This window comes from candidate division KSB1 bacterium (genome assembly GCA_034505495.1).
Lineage (GTDB): Bacteria > Zhuqueibacterota > Zhuqueibacteria > Residuimicrobiales > Krinioviventaceae > Fontimicrobium_A.
This window is the reverse complement of the sequence record JAPDQV010000043.1, coordinates 1-19,952: the sequence shown is the minus strand read 5'-3', so window position 1 is coordinate 19,952 and position 19,952 is coordinate 1. Positions and strand designations below refer to the sequence as shown.

The 19,952-nt window shown below is 54.2% G+C and carries 17 protein-coding genes and 1 pseudogene; 6 read left to right on the top strand and 12 right to left on the bottom strand.

The features are described 5' to 3' along the window. Window positions 1-6: 6 nt before the first annotated feature. Entirely contained in the window at window positions 7-918 is a 912-nt protein-coding gene (locus ONB24_13490) for an SLBB domain-containing protein (GenBank protein MDZ7317125.1), read from the bottom strand. A 692-nt stretch (window positions 919-1,610) separates the two neighbouring features. Here ONB24_13490 and rpmB point away from each other — a divergent pair. Continuing rightward, window positions 1,611-1,802 carry a 50S ribosomal protein L28 gene (gene rpmB / locus ONB24_13485; protein MDZ7317124.1) on the top strand — a complete coding sequence of 64 codons (192 nt, stop codon included), beginning with the start codon at window positions 1,611-1,613 and terminating at the stop codon, window positions 1,800-1,802. 445 nt (window positions 1,803-2,247) lie between these two features. Here rpmB and ftsZ read toward each other — a convergent pair. From ftsZ to mraZ, 11 genes and pseudogenes are all read right to left on the bottom strand, one after another. Continuing rightward, window positions 2,248-3,201: pseudogene (gene ftsZ / locus ONB24_13480) on the bottom strand (cell division protein FtsZ). Window positions 3,202-3,287: 86 nt separating this feature from the next. Beyond that, on the bottom strand, window positions 3,288-4,529 hold the full coding sequence (gene ftsA / locus ONB24_13475) for a cell division protein FtsA (GenBank protein MDZ7317123.1): 1,242 nt from the start codon (window positions 4,527-4,529) through the stop codon (window positions 3,288-3,290). 24 nt (window positions 4,530-4,553) lie between these two features. Continuing rightward, window positions 4,554-5,219: a hypothetical protein gene (locus ONB24_13470; GenBank protein ID MDZ7317122.1), complete on the bottom strand. Its 666-nt coding sequence runs from the start codon at window positions 5,217-5,219 to the stop codon at window positions 4,554-4,556. After that, window positions 5,212-6,333 (bottom strand): undecaprenyldiphospho-muramoylpentapeptide beta-N-acetylglucosaminyltransferase, encoded by a 1,122-nt coding sequence (gene murG, locus ONB24_13465; protein MDZ7317121.1) that lies wholly within the window; start codon window positions 6,331-6,333, stop codon window positions 5,212-5,214. The genes ONB24_13470 and murG overlap by 8 nt, the downstream gene beginning before the upstream one ends. 18 nt (window positions 6,334-6,351) lie before the next feature. Then, window positions 6,352-7,668, bottom strand: coding sequence for an FtsW/RodA/SpoVE family cell cycle protein (locus ONB24_13460; protein ID MDZ7317120.1), 1,317 nt, complete (start codon window positions 7,666-7,668; stop codon window positions 6,352-6,354). 3 nt (window positions 7,669-7,671) lie between these two features. Further along, the gene (mraY, locus tag ONB24_13455; GenBank protein ID MDZ7317119.1) at window positions 7,672-8,757 is read right to left on the bottom strand and encodes a phospho-N-acetylmuramoyl-pentapeptide-transferase; all 1,086 of its coding nucleotides are present in this window, start codon (window positions 8,755-8,757) and stop codon (window positions 7,672-7,674) included. Next, complete coding sequence (locus tag ONB24_13450; GenBank protein MDZ7317118.1) at window positions 8,739-10,157, bottom strand: UDP-N-acetylmuramoyl-tripeptide--D-alanyl-D-alanine ligase; 1,419 nt, start codon at window positions 10,155-10,157, stop codon at window positions 8,739-8,741. Before ONB24_13450 ends, mraY begins: the two co-directional genes overlap by 19 nt. Continuing rightward, window positions 10,139-12,211 (bottom strand): penicillin-binding transpeptidase domain-containing protein, encoded by a 2,073-nt coding sequence (locus ONB24_13445; GenBank protein MDZ7317117.1) that lies wholly within the window; start codon window positions 12,209-12,211, stop codon window positions 10,139-10,141. Before ONB24_13445 ends, ONB24_13450 begins: the two co-directional genes overlap by 19 nt. Window positions 12,212-12,234: 23 nt before the next feature. Next, the gene (locus tag ONB24_13440; protein MDZ7317116.1) at window positions 12,235-12,558 is read right to left on the bottom strand and encodes a hypothetical protein; all 324 of its coding nucleotides are present in this window, start codon (window positions 12,556-12,558) and stop codon (window positions 12,235-12,237) included. Beyond that, window positions 12,555-13,490, bottom strand: coding sequence for a 16S rRNA (cytosine(1402)-N(4))-methyltransferase RsmH (gene rsmH, locus ONB24_13435; protein MDZ7317115.1), 936 nt, complete (start codon window positions 13,488-13,490; stop codon window positions 12,555-12,557). Before rsmH ends, ONB24_13440 begins: the two co-directional genes overlap by 4 nt. 3 nt (window positions 13,491-13,493) lie before the next feature. Continuing rightward, a complete protein-coding gene (mraZ, locus tag ONB24_13430) occupies window positions 13,494-13,946 on the bottom strand; it encodes a division/cell wall cluster transcriptional repressor MraZ (protein MDZ7317114.1) in 453 nt (150 codons plus the stop codon). Between the two features lie 403 nt (window positions 13,947-14,349). On the opposite strand from mraZ, the gene ONB24_13425 reads away from it, so the two are divergent. The 5 genes from ONB24_13425 to ONB24_13405 form a co-directional block, all read left to right on the top strand. After that, window positions 14,350-16,287 (top strand): alpha-amylase family glycosyl hydrolase, encoded by a 1,938-nt coding sequence (locus ONB24_13425; GenBank protein MDZ7317113.1) that lies wholly within the window; start codon window positions 14,350-14,352, stop codon window positions 16,285-16,287. Window positions 16,288-16,304: 17 nt separating this feature from the next. Further along, window positions 16,305-16,997, top strand: a complete 693-nt coding sequence (locus ONB24_13420; GenBank protein MDZ7317112.1) for an SDR family oxidoreductase — start codon at window positions 16,305-16,307, stop codon at window positions 16,995-16,997. Window positions 16,998-17,041: 44 nt separating this feature from the next. Beyond that, window positions 17,042-18,640 (top strand): HAMP domain-containing histidine kinase, encoded by a 1,599-nt coding sequence (locus ONB24_13415; protein ID MDZ7317111.1) that lies wholly within the window; start codon window positions 17,042-17,044, stop codon window positions 18,638-18,640. Between the two features lie 3 nt (window positions 18,641-18,643). After that, on the top strand, window positions 18,644-19,330 hold the full coding sequence (locus ONB24_13410; GenBank protein ID MDZ7317110.1) for a response regulator transcription factor: 687 nt from the start codon (window positions 18,644-18,646) through the stop codon (window positions 19,328-19,330). Between the two features lie 119 nt (window positions 19,331-19,449). Continuing rightward, window positions 19,450-19,952 (top strand): hypothetical protein (locus tag ONB24_13405; protein MDZ7317109.1); only part of this gene is annotated, 503 nt, incomplete at its 3' end.

Below are 19,952 nucleotides of genomic sequence, written 5' to 3'. Positions count from 1 at the left end.
CCCAAGCTATTTTCGATAACGATTGATCAACGTAATATAGTAAAACATGGAAGCCAATGAAGAAAGATTTGCAGCCACCTGCAAAACGCTGCGGATCGTCTGCAACGTTTCCTTTTTAGTCGGCACAATGATTAAATCGCCGGCGCTGACCGTAGGCAAAGAATAGTGATAAGGGTCGCTATAGTACTGTTCCAAATCGATCTTAACTTCCCTAGACGTTTTTTCTGAGGGAGAAATATAACGAATATTTCGCAAGTCGGCCTTGGGTTTTAATCCGCCGGCCTTAAAAATCATATCCATTACGGTAGCGCCATAAACAGCCTCATGAATACCCGGATCGTTGACCTCGCCCAGAACTTTGACGCCGCTAAAGATCGGATTGCCGGTCACCAAAACGACGTCGCCCTGCTGCATGACCGGATTTTGGCGCATGTCTCCGAGCAAATTCAAAAAGACAAGGTTATAGTTTCGCCGTTTGACTTCACCGTTCTCATTGCGGATGACGGTCACTTGATCCATTTTGGCGCCTTCCATTGGTCCGCCGGCTAGGGCGATGGCTTCCTGCAATGTGCCGCTCAGCGGCAGCTGAATCGTGCCGGGTTTTTTGACATAACCAAGCACGCTGATCGTCACCAATTGGCTCGCTGTAAAACTGATGGTAATAATGGGTTGACCTTCGACATAACGGGCAAGCTGAGCAGATAGAAAGCGGCGAAGCTCTTCCAAAGTCATGCCGTCGACCGGGATGTTTTGCATAAAGGGATAATCGATCGATCCATTAGGGCCGACGGTTACTTGGCGCGAAAGCTCATTGTGGCCGTAGACGACAATGTTCAACATATCTCCGGGCTTTATCACCCGTTCTTGCGTTTGACCGGCAGAAAAAAGGGCGAGCAGGATAATACCTGAAAGGAGCATTCGAGAAGTATAGAAAGCATAGAATTTCATTTTTATATCTCGATTATTGAGCTTATCTGTTACGCTTTTTTATTTTAACACAGCTCCGCCATGTCACTCCATTTAGCGACTGGGTATTAAAACAATCTGGATTTTATCTTATTTCCCTCGGCCTTGCCTACCGGCTTTACCGCGCTCTAGCCCGGAAAGAGTGCTTAAAATTTTTCAAGATTTAATATGAATAAAACAACAATTTTGCGGAAAGCTAAAATATTCACATAACAAAGCGGATCTGTCTTTGATTTCCATCTTTGAATATATCAAATTGTCGGCCAATTGCAAGCATTAACTTTTTTTAAACGAGCATCGGACTGCCCGCAGGTTCTGTAAAAAGCAAACGATTGTTTTAGCGATTGAAACCATGCCATTTTTAAAAGATAACATGAATGTTAAAGAGACTTGCCGATTTATTTTTGCTATATAACCATTGGTTTATCTTATCGTTTACAGCTGATTTTAAAGTTTTTTGTTGCAAAAAGCCGACATGAATGTCGGCCTACGGATTTGCGAATTTTTTTGCTTTGCCGAAAGCAGGGGCAGGCAGTTGATTTTAAATTCGGAATGAGAGTTTGAAAAAACTATTTTTATTCCTTGATTCTTTATTAAAAAAAAGCTAAATTTAAAGGCTTGTAAAATTTTCAAGGAGACGGATAATGGCTAAACGATGCGATATATGCGGCAAAGGCCCTCAAGTAGGACATTTGGTAAGCCATGCCCATAATTTGACCAAAACGCGCTGGCTCCCCAATTTGAAAAAGTTGCGCATTGTCGTCGGCTCAGGCACTCGATATGCCTATGTCTGCACTAAATGCCTGCGCGCCGGTAAGGTCGTTAAGGCTCTTTAATTCCCGCCGAATTTCGTCAATGACGGCCCTTAAGCGACGGCCGTCATTGCGCTCCCTTTTTATCCGTTCAATTCAAAGTATTCCAGCGACGTCTTCTAACCGTTGGTATTTCATAATTTTCTTGAATTTTTTCATCGAGTTCGCTGCCGAGCAACGGACGGCGCTCGAGTTTGTCGAGCGAATCGATAATCTCTTCATCATTCAAAACTCGGCGATTGCCCGAACCGTCTGAGGCATCCTTGCGGTCTTCCGATTCATCAAGAGATCGATAGCGGCTGTCGTCAGGCTGCAGGCCGTAGGATCGACGTAAACTCGACGGCAGAGACTTTTCGCCCATACGGATGACGGCCGGGATTTCTCGCGGATCGGCGCCTCGAATCGGAATTTCATCCAGCTTGGGCAAATGCAGTCCAGGATGATGATGTCGTTTGGGCGGCGCCGAAAGTCCGGTGGCAATGACGGTAATGCGCATCTCGTTCTTGAGCGAGTTGTCGATCACGGCGCCCAAAATCAGGTTGGCGTTCGGTCCGGCCTCTTCCTGAATGATGCTTGCCGCTTCGCTGACATCGTGCAGGGTCATATCCGGGCCGCCGGTAATGTTGACGAGCAGGCCGCGGGCGCCGCTGATGGAGACGTTTTCCAACAGCGGGCTGCGAATGGCCAATTCGGCGGCTCTGCGGGCGCGATTCTCGCCGGTGACGGCGGAAGTGCCCATTAACGAATCGCCGGCTTCGGACATTACCGTGCAAATATCGGCAAAATCGAGATTAATCAAGCCGGGGATGGTGATGAGATCCGAAATGCCTTTGGTGGCGCTGAAGAGGATCTCATCGGCATAGCGGAAACCTTGATTTAACGGTGTCTCCTTCGGCACAATCTGCAGAAGCCGCTGATTGGGAATGGCAATCAGGGTATCGACGCAGCGCTTGAGCTCTTCGATGCCCTTTTCGGCGCGTTCCATGCGCTTAGGACCCTCGAAATGAAAGGGCGTGGTGACAATGCCGACCGCCAGTGCCCCGACATCTTTCGCGACCTCGGCGACGATGGGCGATGCTCCCGTTCCGGTGCCGCCGCCCATTCCCGCGGTGATGAACACCATGTTGGCATCCGCCAAAACGTCTTGAATCGCCGAGCGGTCTTCTTCGGCGGCGCGACGGCCTTTATCCGGATCCGCGCCGGCGCCCAACGCCTGGGTGGTCTTAGTGCCGATCTGCACTTTGATCGGCGCCAGGCAATTCTCCAGCGCCTGCTCATCGGTGTTGATGGCAATAAACTCTACTCCCGTCAGTCCTTCGTCGATCATTCGGTTGATGGCATTGCCGCCGGCCCCGCCGACGCCGACGACTTTGAGCTTGGCGCGCTGCTTCGAGGTTTCGGCAAAATCAATGGATAATACCATGGCTCACTCCTTTTCTCAGCCCGGTTGTCTGACGCAGCAAATCCGGCTGCACCGGGCGCTTGTTTTCAAACTCCTTATTGCAAGCATCAAAGCGTATTCAAGGTGCTGAACCAGCGGCGAAAACGTTTTTTGATGGTATCGAATGCGCCGCTGTCGCCGCGGCTCAAATGGCCGCTGACTTCGTTTAGATGCTTTTTGCCGTAAAGGATCAGACCGACGCCGGTGGCCGACTGCGGATTCTGCGCCTCGCCCACCATGCCGGTGAATCCGCTGGGGATGCCGAGCTTGACCGGCATGTTGAAAATCTCTTCGGCCAGCTCCAAGGTGCCGGGCAACAGCGACCCGCCGCCGGTCAACACCAGGCCGGTGGTCATCAAATTGATATAATCCGACTTGCGCACTTCTTCGTAACAGAGCGTCAGGATTTCAGTCATGCGCGGCTGAATGATGTCGACCAGCAGGCTCTTGGCGATCTTGCGGTCCGAAATGCGATTGACATCCTTGACGGTGATAAACTCGTCATGATCTTTTTTGTTCGGCAGCACCGAACCATGCTCGATCTTGAGCTGCTCGGCGGCGTCGATGGGGGTGCGCAGAACGATCGCCAGGTCGTTGGTCACGTTGCGGCCGCCCAGCGCCACCACTGCGGTGTGGCGAATACAGCCTTCATAGAACAATGCGATGTCGCTCGTGCCGCCGCCGATGTCGATTAGAATGCAGCCGAGCTCTTTTTGATCCTCATTGAGCACCGAGTAGCTGGAAGCCAGCGGCTCCAAAACGATGTCGGCAACACGATAGCCGGCCTTTTCAATGCAGCGGTGCAGGTTCTGCGCCGACGCAATGGCGCCGGTGACGATGTGCACCTCAGCCTCGAGTCGAACCCCCTTCATGCCGACCGGATCGCGGATGCCCTTCATGTCATCGACCATGAACTCCTGCGGCAGAATGTGGATGATCTCGCGGTCGATCGGCAGTGCCACTGCCTTGGCCGCATCGATAACGCGGCGTACGTCATCCGGCGTCACTTCGCCGTCTTCGCCGGAGATGGCCACCACGCCGCGACCGTTGATGCTGCGGATGTGATCGCCGGCAATGCCGACAAAGACGGCGTCCACATCCACATCGGCCATGTCTTCCGCTTTCTTTACCGCGGTCTGAATCGACCGCACGGTCTTGTCGACATCGACGACGACGCCGTATTTTAAGCCCTCAGACTGAGTCGTGCCCACACCAATGATCCGCACCTCATCCTCGGTTACCTCGGCAATGTAGCAGCCGATCTTGGTCGTGCCGATGTCGACGCCGGTAATGATTTCTGCTTCCTGCATAATTGCCCCGCTTGTTTGCGGCTTTCAGCCGTTTCGTTTGACAACAATGCGTCCCTCCACGCGCAGATCAAGAGATTGCGCCTGCCGCGTGAGATTGTCCGCACCCAGTTGACGATAATATTCCACCAAATTTTCGACTTTTTGTTCCCAATTGCCGGAGCCGAACACAACCGGCAAAGTTTTTCCTAAATTAATAAAGGCAATAACCTGATCGCGCTGAACTTTTAGACCGCTGACCAACGGCGCCAGTTCCTCCCGATCGTTGATGAGACGCAGCAGTTTAAGAGCCTCGAGTGCTGTTTCATCGACCAGCGCTTTTCGTTGCCAATCGATCATGTCTTGCCGAATGGTGAGCAGCGGCAAATCGTAAAGGCCCAACGAATCGGCAGGGCCGAGCACGCGGCCTGCTGCATCGACGGCAAAAAGCTCCGGAAGCGCGATCAATGCGATAGGTCGCTTGCCCCAAAGAGCCGGCAACCTTTCGGCAATCTTGTCGACCCAACCCTCCGCCTGTTCTTCTGACGGTCGTGCAGTTGCGGGTTTATCTTGGAGCTGCGAACGATCCGGCACATCGGGCTCGGCCTGGGTAGCCTGGGCGTTCATGATCCTAAGATTGAGCAACAGAGCCAAAAGGATCAATGAAGTTATGATCACCGCATGCAGGCCGATACGATAAAGTTTTTCATTCATCTTTAAGCTCCTCGGCGATCAATTCGAACAAAGAATCGACAATCTCGCGCGTTGCGTTCGGAAATGCCGCTTTCCGCGCTGCGTTTGCCATTTCTTCCCGGCGCCGGTGGTCGCGCAGCAGGGCGAGCACTTCTTCTGCCAGCCGCTCGGAGGTTAGATCGCGCTGCAGAATGACTACGGCTGCTCCCAATCGTTCCAAAGCGCGCGCGTTTTGCTCCTGGTGGCCGGCGGCGGCGAATGGGTATGGCACCAGGATTGCCGGAACGCCGCAGACTGTGAGTTCAGCCAGAGTTAAAGCGCCGCTGCGGGTTACGGCCAAGTCCGCGGCGCGATAGGCGGCTTCCATGTCGTCGATAAATTCCAAAACGTTGATGCGCGGTTGATCCTGCACCTCAGCTCGAATGCGCGGATAGTCGCTTTTGCCGGTGCTCCAGATGATCTGAACTTCGGACTCGCTCAGCAGGCGCGGCAGCGCGCCGAGCAGGGCATCATTGAGCGCCCTCGCGCCCTGACTGCCGCCAAAAATCAGCAGCGTCGGCCGCTGCGCTTCCAGTCCCAGCCGCAGGCGGGCTGATTCGGGCGCCAAATGGGGGTCAAAGCTGCGCACCGGATTGCCGGTGAGGCGAACCGAGCGCGCCTTTAACAGCGCCGCCGATTCGGCAAAGCTGATGTGCACGCGATCAACGATTCGCGCCAAGATGCGGGTCGTCGCGCCGGGCAGGCTGTTCTGCTCCTGAATGAGCGTCGGCAGACCGAGGAATCGTGCAGCGACCAAAACCGGTCCGCTCACATAGCCGCCGGTACCGATGACGGCTGCGGGCGCAATGCGCCGCAACAGGACAAAACTCTGCACCAAGCTTTGCAGCAAAAGCCATGGAACGGCCAAATTGGCGATGCTCAATCTCCTTTGAAAACCGCGAACCGGAATAAGGTGCAGCGCAAAGCCCATGGTCGGCACGACGCGCGCTTCGAGGCCGCGACGCGAGCCGATAAAATGAATCTCGGCCGCCGGCATGCGTCGCTTGACTTCCTGCGCCAAAGCCAGAGCCGGATAAAGATGGCCTCCGGTGCCGCCGCCTGTAAAAACAAAAGCCTTTTTGTTTTTTTGAACCATCACCTGTCGTCTTAACAACTAACCGCGAAAAACAATCGAGGGCGACCTCCTCGCACTTCGTACCCGTGAGCCGCCGGAAAAAGTCATCGTTCTCACACGTCGGGACAGAGTGGCTTCATCCTCATAGAGAGCGCTCGGCGTAGACCGTGTCGAAAGGTTGAGCAGGATGCCGACGCCCATGAGGTGCGAGATAAGAGCCGATCCGCCGTAACTGATAAAGGGCATGGGCACGCCGGTGGTCGGCAGCAGCGCCAAAGCCACTGCCGCGTTGATGAAGGCATAGACGGCGATGCAGGCCGTGATGCCGCCCGCCAGCAGTCTTCCGTAACCGGAAGGCGCCGTCACCGCGATGTGAATGCCGCGATAGATGACGACGGCAAATAGCACCAACAGCCAAACCGCGCCGATGAATCCCATCTCTTCGCCGATGATCGAAAAGATCATATCCTTATGCGCCTCGGGGAGAAAATCGTACTTTTGCACGCTGCTGCCGATGCCCACTCCGAGCGGTCCGCCGAGGGCGAAACTGATCAGCGATTGTTCGATTTGAAAAGCGTGACGGCCGACGCCGAACAGCGGAGCCAAAAACTTGATCATGCGATCGAGCATGTAGGGATTGATCTGCAGATAGATCAAAGCAATGGCAAAAAAGGACATGCCGGTTAAAAAGAGAAACCCGATCCGAACTCCGGCAAAGAACAGCATGGTAAAGGCGATTACGGTGATCATGGCGGCGGTGCCAAGATCCTTCTCCACCGCCACCAAACCGACGACAATGAAAATGACGCCGAGAATCGTCAAATAGACTTTCCAGTTGTTCAGAAACTCGCGCGCATCATAAAGAATTCTGGCCAGGAAAAGAATCAGCGCATAGCGGGCAAAGTCGGACGGCTGAAAGGTAAAACCGAAAAAGTTGAGCCATCTGGCGGCGGCGTCACGGCGGACGACGAACGGCAGAGGCAGGAGAAGCAGGATCAGCAAGGCGATCGAGATCAGCAGGAAAATCGGCGACCAGGCCAGAAGCCGCTCATAAGGAACGGCAACGACCACGGCCATGAGCAGGAGGCCGATCAGCAATTTTCCGACCTGCTTGCGGATGTAATAGCCGCTGCCGTCGACCGATTTGGCTTGTCGCAAAAGCTTTTCGGCGCGTTCCTGATCACCCTCCTCCTGCGCTTTTTGGGCCTCGCGTAAAAGCCGACGCTGGACCATCGTATCGGCGCGGTAGGAGCTGGCCGAATAGACCGCGGAAATACCGATCACTACGAGAAAAAGCACGCTGAACAGCAGAAGCGGGTCAACCCTGAGCCAATTTGCCGACGAAAAAGGCCGCATATCTCACCGAATTTTAAAGGTCGTCAATGTCAACAGAGCCAACAGAATGCCGATGATCCAGAACCGAACCACCACTTTGGGTTCCGGCCAGCCCATCAATTCAAAGTGGTGATGAATCGGCGCCATGCGAAAGACGCGCTTGCCGGTTCGCTTGAAATAAGCAACCTGAATGATGACCGAAAGGCTCTCGATTACCCAAATGCCGCAGATGAGAATCAGCAGCAGTTCTTTTTTTAGCATGACGGCCACCACGCCGATCGCGCCTCCAAGAGCCAGACTGCCCGTATCGCCCATAAAAACCTGCGCCGGATAAGCGTTGAACCAAAGATAGCCGAGCGAAGCGCCGAACAGCGCGGCACAGAAAACGGCCAGCTCGCCGGCGCTTGGGATATAGATGATGTTCAAATATCTGGAAAAGACCACATGACCGGTGACGTAAGCGATGAGACCGAAAGCGGCGGCCGCGATAGCCGTCAGTCCGGTTAGCAGGCCGTCCAGGCCGTCGGTCAAGTTGGAAGAATTGGACGCACCGGTAATGATGAAAGCGATGATGGGAATATAAAAAATGCCGAAATCGAGCTGCGCGTTTTTCAAGAACGGCAAAGTGGTGGAGCTGCGCGCTGCAGGGATTTCGGGAAAAAAGTAAACCACCGCGCCGACAATGACACCGAGCGTAATTTGCGCGGCTAGCTTGTAACGGCCGACCAGCCCTTTGGGATACTTTTTGACGATCTTGAGCCAGTCATCGACAAAACCGACGATGCCGAGAGCCGTCGTGACGATCAGGACGAGAAAGACGTTGGTAAAATCGATGCGAGCGAACAAAAGGGTGGGCACAATGACGCTGATCAAGATAATCATGCCGCCCATCGACGGAGTGCCTTTTTTGCTGAGATGAGATGCCGGTCCCTCCGGCCGAATTTCCTCGCCGATCTGTTTCGCCTTCAGCCGGCGGATGATTATTGGACCCACGAACAGGCTTATAAGGAGCGCCAACACCGCCGCCGAAGCACTGCGGAAGGTGATGTAACGAAACAGATTAAAGCCGATCCAAGTACTGCTGTAAGGGGTCAGCCAATAGTAGAGCATGGCGGCTCTCCTGCCAAAAGGTTTTCGATGATTTTTTCCATCCCCATCGCCCGCGAGCCCTTGATCAAGACCACATCTCCATCGCGGAGAAAAGCTTTCAAGGAATCGCCAAGTTCCTCTCGGGTAGGGAAATGAAAAACCGACGTGTAACCCAACTCTTTAGCGCGCGCATACGTAAACCGCGTCAGTTCGCCCGTCAAAAACAGCGCGTCCAGGTGAAGCTGAACGACTTGGTCAGCCAGTTTGCGATGTTCCGCTTCGGCATAGTTTCCCAATTCGAGCATGTCTCCGAGCACGGCAATGCGGCGACCCGAAGCCGCCATATCCGCGCAAGTCTGCAGCGCGGCGGCGCAGCTGCCCGGGTTGGCGTTGTAGGCATCATCGATGATCGTCAGGCCGCGGCCGTGAATGACCTGCAGGCGGTGCTCCGCGCCGACAACATGCTCGATCGCCTCCTTGATCTGCGCATCCGGAACCTGAAAAATCCGGCCGACAGCTACGGCGGCGAGAGCGTTATACACCGTATGTCGGCCGGGGAGAGACGGAACCATCTGTACTTCGTCGACGGCGAAGCGGTAACGACCGTCGGGCAAGCACTCTAAAATGCACGCACGCACATCAGCAGACTGCTCAATGCCGAAGGTGAGGCGACGCAGCGCAGGATAGTTTTGAACGCGCAGCAGCGGATCGTCGGCATTATAAACGGCAACGGCATCCTGGGCGGCGTGAGCAAAAATCTCCATTTTGGCGCGGGCAATGCCCTCACGACTTTCGAGAAATTCCAAATGCGCCCAACCGATATTGAGCAGGACGCAGACATCCGGTTCGACGAGCTCGCTCAAACGCTCGATCTCGCCGAACGCGGAAGTGCCCAACTCGGCAACCAGAATCTGATCTTCGGCTTCGAGCTGCAATAAAGTCGCCGGAACACCGATGTGATTGTTGTAGGACTTTATATTCTTTTTGGCGCGAAATTGCTGCGCGAGCACGGCATGAATCATCTCTTTTGCCGTTGTCTTGCCTACACTGCCGGTTATTGCAACCACAGCTGGATCGATCTTGCGGCGATAAAAGCGCGCAATGTCTTGATAAGCTTTTAACGTATCTCTTACGCCGATTAGGGGCAAAGAACGGCGCCTCTCGTTAAGCCATGACGTCTCAACTACGGCGGCGGCCGCTCCCTGCGCCAAGGCGTTCTCAACGTAATCGTGACCGTCGTGGCGGATGCCGCGCAGCGCCACGAAGAGGCTGTTTCTGCTCACGCTGCGGGAATCGATCTCCACCGCCGAGAGCGGTTCCCGAGGAACCGTCGGCGTCAGATGATCGACGGAAGTGGCGCGAAGGATTTCATCCAGGGTTAGATGCATCGGCATACCGCGACTTAGGTTGATTCTTTGCACACCAGCCGCACTCGAGCGCCCGGCGTTATTTTGCGCCCGGGCTGCGGCTGCTGTTCGATGACAATGCCGTTTCCGACGACCTGCACGGAAAGTTTGTATTCCGACAATAGACTCAAAGCGTTGCGAACCGGCAGATGCTTTACGGACGGCATGACGCCATCTGCGGGTGCGGATTCGGTCAAGCTGAGCATCACGGTTCCCTTTTTTTCGATTGCGGCACCGGCGGGCGGATTCTGGTCCGCGACAATTTTCCCTTCACCTGTAAGTTCGACCTTCAAGCCGTTCTTCTTTAACACATCGACGGCATTGGCTTTTGTCAAACCGACGAGATTGGGCACCAGACGCAGTTCCTGAGCGGCCTGCTCATTGTCGCGTTCAACCTCGCGATAGAAATGTTCCAAGCCCTCGAGACTGATGATGCGTTCGCCGATGCGCCGAAAACAGGGCGCGGCGACCGCGCCGCCGTAATAGGCGCCCCGCGGCTCATGAATGACGACAAAGATAGTTAACGCAGGATTTTCTTTTGGGAAAAAGCCGCCGAAGCTCGAAATATAGCGTCCCTGTGCATATCCGCCGCCGTTGGTCAGCACAACCCTGGCGGTGCCTGTTTTTCCACAAACGGTAACCCCTTTAATGGCCGCCTGCACACCCGTGCCCCGCTCGACCACCTGTGCCATCATGTCGCTCAATACGGCCGCTGTTTTGGCCGAAATGACGCGATGGACGTCCCGCTGAACGTTCGGCCGATCGAGGTGACCGTTCTCAGAAACGGCCAACAAAAGCCGCGGGGCGACATAGACGCCGCCGTTGGCGATGGTCGAAAACACCGTCGCCATTTGCAGAGGCGTTACCGCCACTTCATGTCCGAAAGAGATGGAGAGCGGCGACAAGGCCGACCAGGAGGTCACCGGGCGAAGGTTGCCGGAAATCTCGCCGATCAATTCGATACCCGTGGGCTTGCCGAAGCCGAAGCTTTCCATATAAGCGTATAATTTCCGTTTGTCAAAGTTTTTCGCCAGTTTGGCCATACCGATGTTGGACGAGTAAACCAGCACGTCAACCGCCGTCAGGCGGCCGTACTTTTTGGTATCTTCAATGGTGTGGCCGTAGACCGTCCACTTGCCGTTTTCGCAAAAGACCTGATCCTGCGGCGTCACATGGCCGGCATCGATCATGGCGGCCATGGTAACTACCTTAAAGGTCGATCCCGGCTCGTACTGATCGGTGACGGCGGCGGGTTTCCAGCTGGCCTCGCTATAGGCAGACCATCGGTTGGGGTCGAAAGTCGGATAAGAGCAAAGAGCCAAAACCTCGCCGGTGGAGGGCCTGAGAATGATCGCCGATCCTCCTTTGGCGCCGTTTTCAACCACCGTCTCCTCGAGTTCCTGCTGCGCAATCTGCTGGTAGCGGGCGTCGATGGTCAACAAAAGGTCGCGGCCGTTCTCAGGTCGAGAGATCGCATGAAAAGGCGAAGTAAACACTCGGGCGCGGCCGGTTTTGAGCAGCACAGCCTTGCCGCGGCGGCCGCGGAGCAGCGTCTCGCAGCTCAATTCCATGCCGTAGGCGCCGACGCCGTCATTGCGCGTAAAGCCGACGACGTGAGCGCCGGCACGGCCCTTGGGATAACTCCGCTGCAGTTCTTCGCGACAACCGACAAAGTCCAAGTCAGCCTGCTCGATTCTTTCCTTCACTTCAAGCGGGAGATTCCGAGCCACCTCGACCCAACCTTTGCTGCCGCGCAGCTTGGCGATGATCTCGTCGGCCGGCTGATGCGTGAGAGCGGCAAGGCGATGTGCAAAGCGAAAAACATCTCGAATCGAGTCGGCGTTGGCGACCACTGTAACGACAGGCAGATTGACCGCCAGCGGCACGCCGTTGCGATCGAGAATCCTGCCGCGTTCCGCGGGCAGCTGCACAATGAGATGGTGTTGATTTTCCGCCAAAGAGAGATAGCGGCCGCGCGCGATCAGCTGCACCCAGGCGAGCCGCAGGATGAGCAACGCCAGAGCCGCGGTCATCACCCTGCGAAAAATATAATATCGCTGATGCGGCATGGGACTTTTTCTTTTCGCCGACATTACTTTTGTTTACCGCCTTTGTAAAGCGTAATCGTCTCCGCCGGTCGCAATGTAATGCTCGGCGCCAGCACCCTGCGAATGTTTTCCGGATCCTTCATTTGCTCGAGCTCAAATTCTAACAAATTGCAGCGGCGATTGATGCGATTGAGTTCCCGTCGCAGCTCCTCATTGCGTCGGATCAAATGCGACACATTTACATTTTGCCATACGTTAACGAGGTTGTAAACCGTAAAAACCGCCAACGCCAGAGCGGCTTTTTTCGTAAAATTCAGTTTTTCACGTCGCCGATAAGGCAGCGCAATGCGGGGACCGTACACACTCATGCCTCGTTTCCGATTTTTTCGAATACGCGTAATCGCGCCGAACGCGCACCGGGATTTGCGGCGATTTCCTCCGGCGAGGGTTTGACTTGGCGATGGACGATCTTGAGGCGCGGTTTTCTGCCGCAGACGCAGACCGGCAGATCGGCCGGGCAGGTACAGGGAGCGCTCTCGCGCATCATGAAATCCTTGATCACCCGCGCCTCCAACGAATGATAGTCGACGATCGCCATACGTCCGCCGATTTTGAGCAAAGCGAGCGCCTGCGGCAACATGGCCTCCAGCGCCCCCAACTCATCATTAAGGTAAATGCGCAGGCTTTGGAACACTCGCGCCAATGACTTGATGAGAAATCTTTCGCCCACCGCTCTTTTGACGGCAGCGGCCAGATCGGCGGTCATTTGCAGCGGCTTGCGCTGTCGCGTGCGCACGATTTCGGCGGCAATTCGGCGCGCTTTTCTTTCTTCGCCGTATTTGTAAATAATGTCCGCAAGCTCCTCCTCGCTGAGCCGAGCGACCAAATCGGCCGCGGTCAACGGATTGTCCCGCGACATCCGCATATCCAACGGACCGTCGGCTGAAAACATAAACCCACGCATCGGCGAGCTGATCTGCAGCATGGACACACCCAGGTCGCACATAATGCCGTCCAGGTCTTTAAAGCCGTGGGGACGAAGAAGCGCCTCGAGATCACGAAAATTGCCGCGGATGAAAACCACACGCTCGGCGAAATCCGCCAGCCTTGCCCGCGCCCGTCGCAGAGCCTCCTCATCCTGATCGATCGCCGCCACTCTGGCATGCGGCGACCGCTCCAGCAGGGCCAAGGTATAGCCGCCGTCGCCGCACGTCAGATCGCAAAAAAGCCCACCCCGCTCCGGCATCAAAGCAGCGACGACCTGCTCGACCAAGACCGAGGAGTGATATTCGGCAACCATCTGCTACCGCCCGACTTTGAGTTTTTGGCGCAGATCCTGAATGACTTTTTCTTTTTCAGCGCGTATTTCTTCGTAGAGCTTGGGATTCCATATTTCCATCCGGTTGCGTACGCCGATGACCATGACCTCGCTAAGATTATCCAGCTGAGCAAATTCGATGAGATGCGGCGGCAGCGTTATTCGGCCCTGCTTGTCAAAGGCCGCTTCGAGCTTTCTGCCGACGAATTCCCGCTCGATGATGTCCCTCTCCTCCTGCGATAACTCTTGCGCGTTGAATATCTGCTGAAATTCTTCCCAGCTGTCGCGATAAAAACCGGTGATGCAGGGATCAAAGCCGCGCGTCAGGATGATCTCATTCTGCTGCTCTTTGGGGAAAGAGAGCCGAAAGCGAACGGGAATGGCAAGCCGGCCCTTGGGATCCAAGGTCACCGTATATCTGCCGCTCAATTCACTCATCAATCACCACAACACCGGAGAGAAATGGAATATTTCACCAATTATCACCACTATTCACCACGAATTAACATAAATAAAAATAAAAAAGCAACAAATATTTTTCGGAGAGGGTTAAAAAAACGCCACGCACTACATGTAAAGTATTGTATCAAACCTTTACGTTTTGAAATTTGCAGATGATTTGATATTTTTATGAAGCGCATGGAATCGGAATACATGGAGTGTCGACAGGCAAAAGATGATTTGACGCCCTTCCCATGCTGAGCCTGAAAAGGCGGAAAAGGATGAAAACAAATTGATGTCGATGCTTATGAGCAAACGGACGCAGCAGGAAGTTTTAATAGCGATATAGGAGCGTCGACTTCTTCGCAGGCAGACGATTCAGCAATCCTGAGACAGGCATATGATAAAGCTTGCACAGAAATTTTTACTTTCGGCGTTCTTGAGCGGCGCCGCCGTGACGATCGTCGTCGCGGCCGAGTTGGGACCGCGTTGGACGCCTCAGGTTACGGCAACCAAGTCGGCGCATCCCCGTTTCGGTATCGACTGGTCTCAGGAGATCATCTATTTCGTGCTGATCGATCGCTTTTTCAACGGCGACTCGACCAACGACAAGGGCAACAATCCGCACAGCAGCCTTCCGTACCGGCCGGAAACGGGCAATCTGGAAGCGCTCAAAACCTATCAAGGCGGCGATCTGGCAGGCGTGCTGCAAAAGCTCGATTATATTGCCGATCTCGGTTTCACCGCTCTGTGGCTTTCGCCGGTTTTCGACAATGAGGACCAGGACTTTCTCGGTTGGTGGCCGTACCACGGTTATTTCCCTATTGATTTTTTCAGCGTCGACGAGCATTTCGGCGACCTTGAGCTGCTGCGGCGGGTGGTGAAGGAAGCCCACCGACGAGGAATCAAAGTAATTTTGGACATGATCTATAATCATGCGGCGCCGTCGCACCCATGGGTCATCAACCGCGAGTATTGGGAGGAACAAGGCTACCGCTTCTGGTTTCATCCCCGCAGCGGCGTCGACGCTTCGACGAGCATCAGCGATTGGCAGAATCAGGAGCAGTTGGAGAACTATGAGCTGAACGGTCTGCCGGATTGGGCGCAGGAGAATCCGCACGTCTATGAGTTCATGCTCGATTATTCCAAATTTTGGATCTTGCAGACCGACTGCGACGGCTATCGGCTGGACGCCGTCAAACATGTGCCGCGCGAATTTTGGCGCCGTCTCTGCCGCGATCTGCACGAATTTGCCGGTCCGGATTTTCTGCTTTTGGGAGAGGTCTTTTCCGGCGATGTTTCTTATGTCGCTTCCTATCAGGATCTCGGCTTCAATGCGCTGTTCGACATTCCGATGTACTACACCGTGCAGCGGGTTTTTGCTCAAGGCGCGCCGATTTACCTGTTGAGCGATATGCTGATCCAACAGCAGTCGTTTCGTAACATTCTATTGTCGCGACTGCTCGACAATCACGATGTTGCGCGCTTTTCCTATGCAACTCGGGAATATACGCAGCAAAAAATTTTCTTGGCGTTGAGCTTTCTTTGGTCGCTGAACGGCCCGCCTGTGCTCTATTACGGCACCGAAGTCCCGTTACCCGGCGCCCCGCCTCAGCACGAAACCACCGGCGAAAGCCAGGATTACCTCAACCGTCTTCCGATGCCTTGGAAAGACATCCATCCGCAGTCCTATTTGCCGGCGGGCATTCGACGGCTCAATCGAGCGCGCCGAGGATCGCCGGCGCTGCAGCGCGGCCGGATTTACGAGTTGTACAAGGACTATGGCTTCTACTGCTATTTGAAATACACCGCAAAGGACGCCCGGCTGATCGTCCTCAATAATTCCGCCTTCGCCGAAGAGCGCCGCATCTTCCTGCCGTCCGCTATTTTCGGGCGCAGAGCAGAGTTTTACGATGAGCTCAACGACCGAGGCATCAAGACGAAGGATTCTTTGACGATTCGCCTCGATCCTTATGGTGCGGCCTATCTGCGGCCGCGCCGGCCGCTTCGCGCCGCAGTGATCGACACGACAAAGTCCTGGTGTTCCTTGACCCCGCGCCTGACGCGCGATTTTCAGCTCGTTCGCTTTCGACTGGCGGATCATCCTTCCTTCCAAAACGTCTATATTGCCGGAGATTTTAACGGTTGGTCGCCGACGCACGATGCGTTGCAGCGCCGCGGTGGATGGTGGGAGATCGAGTTACCCTTACGGCCGGGAAAGTATCGTTACAAGTTTGTGGTTAACGGCAGCGAGTGGTTGGCCGATCCCTCGGCGACCGAGTATGAGCTCGATCCGTACGGCGGCAAAAATTCCGTGCGAACCGTCGAGCAGCCGTAATAAAGGAGCAGACAACGATGAAACTTGAAGGCAGGACGGCAATCGTTACCGGAGCGACAGGCGGCCTAGGCAATGCCGTGGTGCAGAGACTTTTGGCGGAAGGCGCAACGACGGCAGCCATAGGACGCAGAGCCGATGTTTCGTTGCCGACCGCGGCGGACGGCAAGTTGTTCTATTTTTCTGCAGATCTCACCGACGAAGCTGCGACCGAAGATGTGTTCGAGCGGATTCGGCGCGAATTGCCGCCGACGGCGTTGTTGGTGCATTTGGTCGGCGGATTTTGGGGCGGCGTTTCCGTGCAGGAAACGCCCTTGTCGGAATGGCGACGGATGATGGAGCTCAATGCGACGAGCGCTTTTCTCTGCTGTCGCGCCGCCTTGCGCCGGATGGAGCCCGGCGGCGCCTTGATTGCCGTGGCTGCAGACAGCGCTCTGCGGCCGAAAGCAGGGATTGCCGCTTATGCGGCAGCCAAAACGGCGCTCATCGCGCTGATGCAGACGATCGCCGAGGAGGGAGCGGCGCGAAGGATTCGCGCCAATGTCATCGCGCCGGGCATCATCCTGACCGACGCAAACCGCCGCGCCATGCCCGAAGCCGACGTGAGCCGCTGGACAACGCCCGAAGAGATTGCCGACGCGATCGTCTTTCTGGCAGGCAACGAAGCGGTTTCCGGCACCATTTTGCGCCTGCCGCTCAAGGGTACAATGTAAAATTTCATTTGAATTAACGCTTTTTTGCGCTATTTTTACAATGTATGCACAAGTTTCCGTTCAACAAGCTCATTATCGTCATTTTCGGAACGCTGCTGGTTCCTATTTTCTCGTATTCCATTTACCAGTACGTCAAAAGCGACGACGATGAGCGGTTGATCAAGTCGATTTACGATCGGCAGCTGGAAAGTATTCTTTTTTCGGTCAATCAATATTGTTGGGACATTTTCAGTAATTGGCGGTCGGAAATTACCGGGTATGCCGTGGCGGATGCGGAAGCGCTGGTCAAAAGGAACTATCGTCCTAAACTCGACAATCTCTTCCGCGATCAGCGCGCTTTAGTCGGCGCTTTTTTGAGAGTTTCGGAAACGCATTTCATTATTGCCATGGAAGACTCTCTCAGCGATCTGCTGCCCAAAGACGCCGAATTGAAGCGTATCGTCAATTTGTTTATGGCCGAATCAGGTGAAACGTTGGACCGCTCGGTTAAATTAGCCAAGGAAGGATATTTCAAACCGATGGCCAGGCCATGGAACATCGGCGGCATCGATTATACCCTGTTGATCTTTCCGATTCTGCATCCTTCCTTCCATGGAGGAGTGCTTTTCGGCGGGCTGCTGATCGACAATGTGCAGTACATTCGCGAAATCGTGGCGCGGCGCTTTTCGGCCATGGCTGAGGAAGAATTTGTTTTTGCCGTGCAGAAAAAAGGCGAACGCGGGTTTGTGTATCATTCCAACATGGACGAAAAGGAAGACACGTTCGAAGCCAGCGCTGCACTATGGATCCTTCCCGACCTCGAGCTCAAGGTCAAGATGGCCGGGACGACACTGGCCGACTTGTCGCATAGGCGTTCGCAGCAGAATTTGATGTTTTTGGGGGTTGTGAACATTATTTTCCTCATCGGGTTAATCTATGTCGTGCACAACGTCAACAAAGAGATGGAAATTGCCAAGATCAAGAGCAACCTGGTTGCCAACGTATCGCATGAAATCCGCACGCCGGTGGCGCTCATTCGTCTGTATGCCGAGACCTTGGAGATGGGACGAATCAAAAGCGAAGCCAAACGGCAAAAATATTACAAGACCATCCTTGCGGAAACGGTCAGGCTATCGCAGCTGATCAACAACATTCTCGATTTCTCCAAGATCGAGTCGAGGATGAAAGAGTACCATCTCGCCCCGGGAGATTTGGCCGAGGTGGTGCGCCGCGTTCTGGAGATGTACGAGCACAATTTCGAGCAAAACGGCTTTCGGGTTGAGTGCAATATCGAGGAGAATTTGCCGGAAATCGAGATGGATGCCGACGCCGTCACCCAGGCTTTTGTCAACCTGCTGGATAATGCCATGAAATACAGCACGGACGACCGCTATATTGGAATTCAATTGAAACAAAGGAATGAACACATCGTGTTATCGGTTACAGATCACGGTATCGGCATACCTCAACACGAACTGAAAAAGATCTTTCAGAAATTCTATCGGGTGGGAGACAGCCTCGTACACAACACCAAAGGCAGCGGCTTGGGGCTGGCCTTAGTTGAGCATATCATGACCGTGCATCGCGGTCGTGTTGAAGTTGAAAGTACGGTTGGTCGAGGAAGTACATTTTCATTAATCTTTCCCAAAATACAAGGAGCGTGAGTTATGGATAAAATTTTGATCATTGAGGATGAACAGGGATTGGCGGAGGGTCTCAAGGACAATTTTGAAGCGGAAGGGTACTCCGTCTCTTTGGCCTTCGACGGCGAAGAGGGACTCCAAAAGGCGACGACCGAATTGCCGGACGTCATCATTCTCGACATCATGCTGCCGAAAAAGTCGGGATTCGACGTCTGTAAGGAGCTGCGCAAGCAGGGATTCCACATCCCCATCATTATGCTGACGGCGCGCACGCAGGAAGTCGACCGCGTTCTGGGTTTGGAACTGGGCGCAGACGATTATGTCCCGAAACCGTTTTCCACGCGCGAACTGTTGGCAAGGGTAAAGGCCATTCTGCGGCGAACAAAGAACAGCAAGGAAAAAAGCGAGGCGGTTGTCGACCTGGGCAAGATCAAGGTGGATTTCGAACATTATACCGCCTTTGACAGCGAAAACAGGCCGGTGGACATGACCTATAAAGAGTTCGAAATCCTCAAGTATTTTATCCAAAACAAAGGGCGAACCATCAGTCGCGACGAGCTGCTGGACAAAGTGTGGGGTTACGAAATCTATCCGACCTCACGGACGGTCGACAACCACATCGTCAAGCTGCGGAAAAAAATCGAAGAAAATCCGGAAAATCCCAAGCATATTCTCACGGTTTACGGTATCGGCTACAAATATATCGATTGACGGTGCAGTCGTCGCCAAGAAATGTTTTACACAAATTAACGCCGATATGACACTAAAAACGGCAATTTAGCTATATTTGAACCGTGGCGCTGGGAGTCAGTTAACGAGGAGTTCGGTTGATGCCGCGGTTCTTTCGTTGTAGCGTTTTTTTTCTCATTCTATTGGCGGCTTTACCGAGCCGCGCCAAGACTATAGAGCTGACCCTGGACAGCGCGGTCGAGATCGCGATGAACAACAGCTACCGTATTCGGCAGCTCAAGTTGGGCATCGAGCGGTCTCGACAGTGGCTGAGAGCCGAACGGGCAGGACTGAAATCCAAGGTCTATCTCGACATCAAAGCGCCGCAGTTCAGCGCCGTTTCCGATTATAAATGGGATTCGGTGCAGGGACGCGACATCATCGTTCGGCAAAACACGCAGATGTGGTGGATGAACCTGGCGATCAGCCAGCCGGTCATCCTTTTCGGTTATCCCACCAACGGATATCTCTCCATCAACAGCCGCATCTATCGGTACGATCAACTGGATGACGGCATTTGGGACACCAATTTCTACAATCGCTATTTTCTCAAATTCGAACAGCCTTTTTTTCAGCCCAACAAACTCAAAAACGATTTGGAGCG

What these genes read in the sequence shown, in the direction of transcription:
- ONB24_13445 (MDZ7317117.1), bottom strand. Translation starts at nt 12,211, where the DNA reads ATGCCGCATCAGCGATATTATATTTTTCGCAGGGTGATGACCGCGGCT.
- ONB24_13460 (MDZ7317120.1), bottom strand. Translation starts at nt 7,668, where the DNA reads ATGCGGCCTTTTTCGTCGGCAAATTGGCTCAGGGTTGACCCGCTTCTG.
- murG (MDZ7317121.1), bottom strand. Translation starts at nt 6,333, where the DNA reads ATGGTTCAAAAAAACAAAAAGGCTTTTGTTTTTACAGGCGGCGGCACC.
- ONB24_13425 (MDZ7317113.1), top strand. Translation starts at nt 14,350, where the DNA reads ATGATAAAGCTTGCACAGAAATTTTTACTTTCGGCGTTCTTGAGCGGC.
- ONB24_13470 (MDZ7317122.1), bottom strand. Translation starts at nt 5,219, where the DNA reads ATGAATGAAAAACTTTATCGTATCGGCCTGCATGCGGTGATCATAACT.
- rsmH (MDZ7317115.1), bottom strand. Translation starts at nt 13,490, where the DNA reads ATGGTTGCCGAATATCACTCCTCGGTCTTGGTCGAGCAGGTCGTCGCT.
- ftsA (MDZ7317123.1), bottom strand. Translation starts at nt 4,529, where the DNA reads ATGCAGGAAGCAGAAATCATTACCGGCGTCGACATCGGCACGACCAAG.
- ONB24_13490 (MDZ7317125.1), bottom strand. Translation starts at nt 918, where the DNA reads ATGCTCCTTTCAGGTATTATCCTGCTCGCCCTTTTTTCTGCCGGTCAA.
- rpmB (MDZ7317124.1), top strand. Translation starts at nt 1,611, where the DNA reads ATGGCTAAACGATGCGATATATGCGGCAAAGGCCCTCAAGTAGGACAT.
- mraY (MDZ7317119.1), bottom strand. Translation starts at nt 8,757, where the DNA reads ATGCTCTACTATTGGCTGACCCCTTACAGCAGTACTTGGATCGGCTTT.
- ONB24_13410 (MDZ7317110.1), top strand. Translation starts at nt 18,644, where the DNA reads ATGGATAAAATTTTGATCATTGAGGATGAACAGGGATTGGCGGAGGGT.
- ONB24_13420 (MDZ7317112.1), top strand. Translation starts at nt 16,305, where the DNA reads ATGAAACTTGAAGGCAGGACGGCAATCGTTACCGGAGCGACAGGCGGC.
- ONB24_13440 (MDZ7317116.1), bottom strand. Translation starts at nt 12,558, where the DNA reads ATGAGTGTGTACGGTCCCCGCATTGCGCTGCCTTATCGGCGACGTGAA.
- mraZ (MDZ7317114.1), bottom strand. Translation starts at nt 13,946, where the DNA reads ATGAGTGAATTGAGCGGCAGATATACGGTGACCTTGGATCCCAAGGGC.
- ONB24_13415 (MDZ7317111.1), top strand. Translation starts at nt 17,042, where the DNA reads ATGCACAAGTTTCCGTTCAACAAGCTCATTATCGTCATTTTCGGAACG.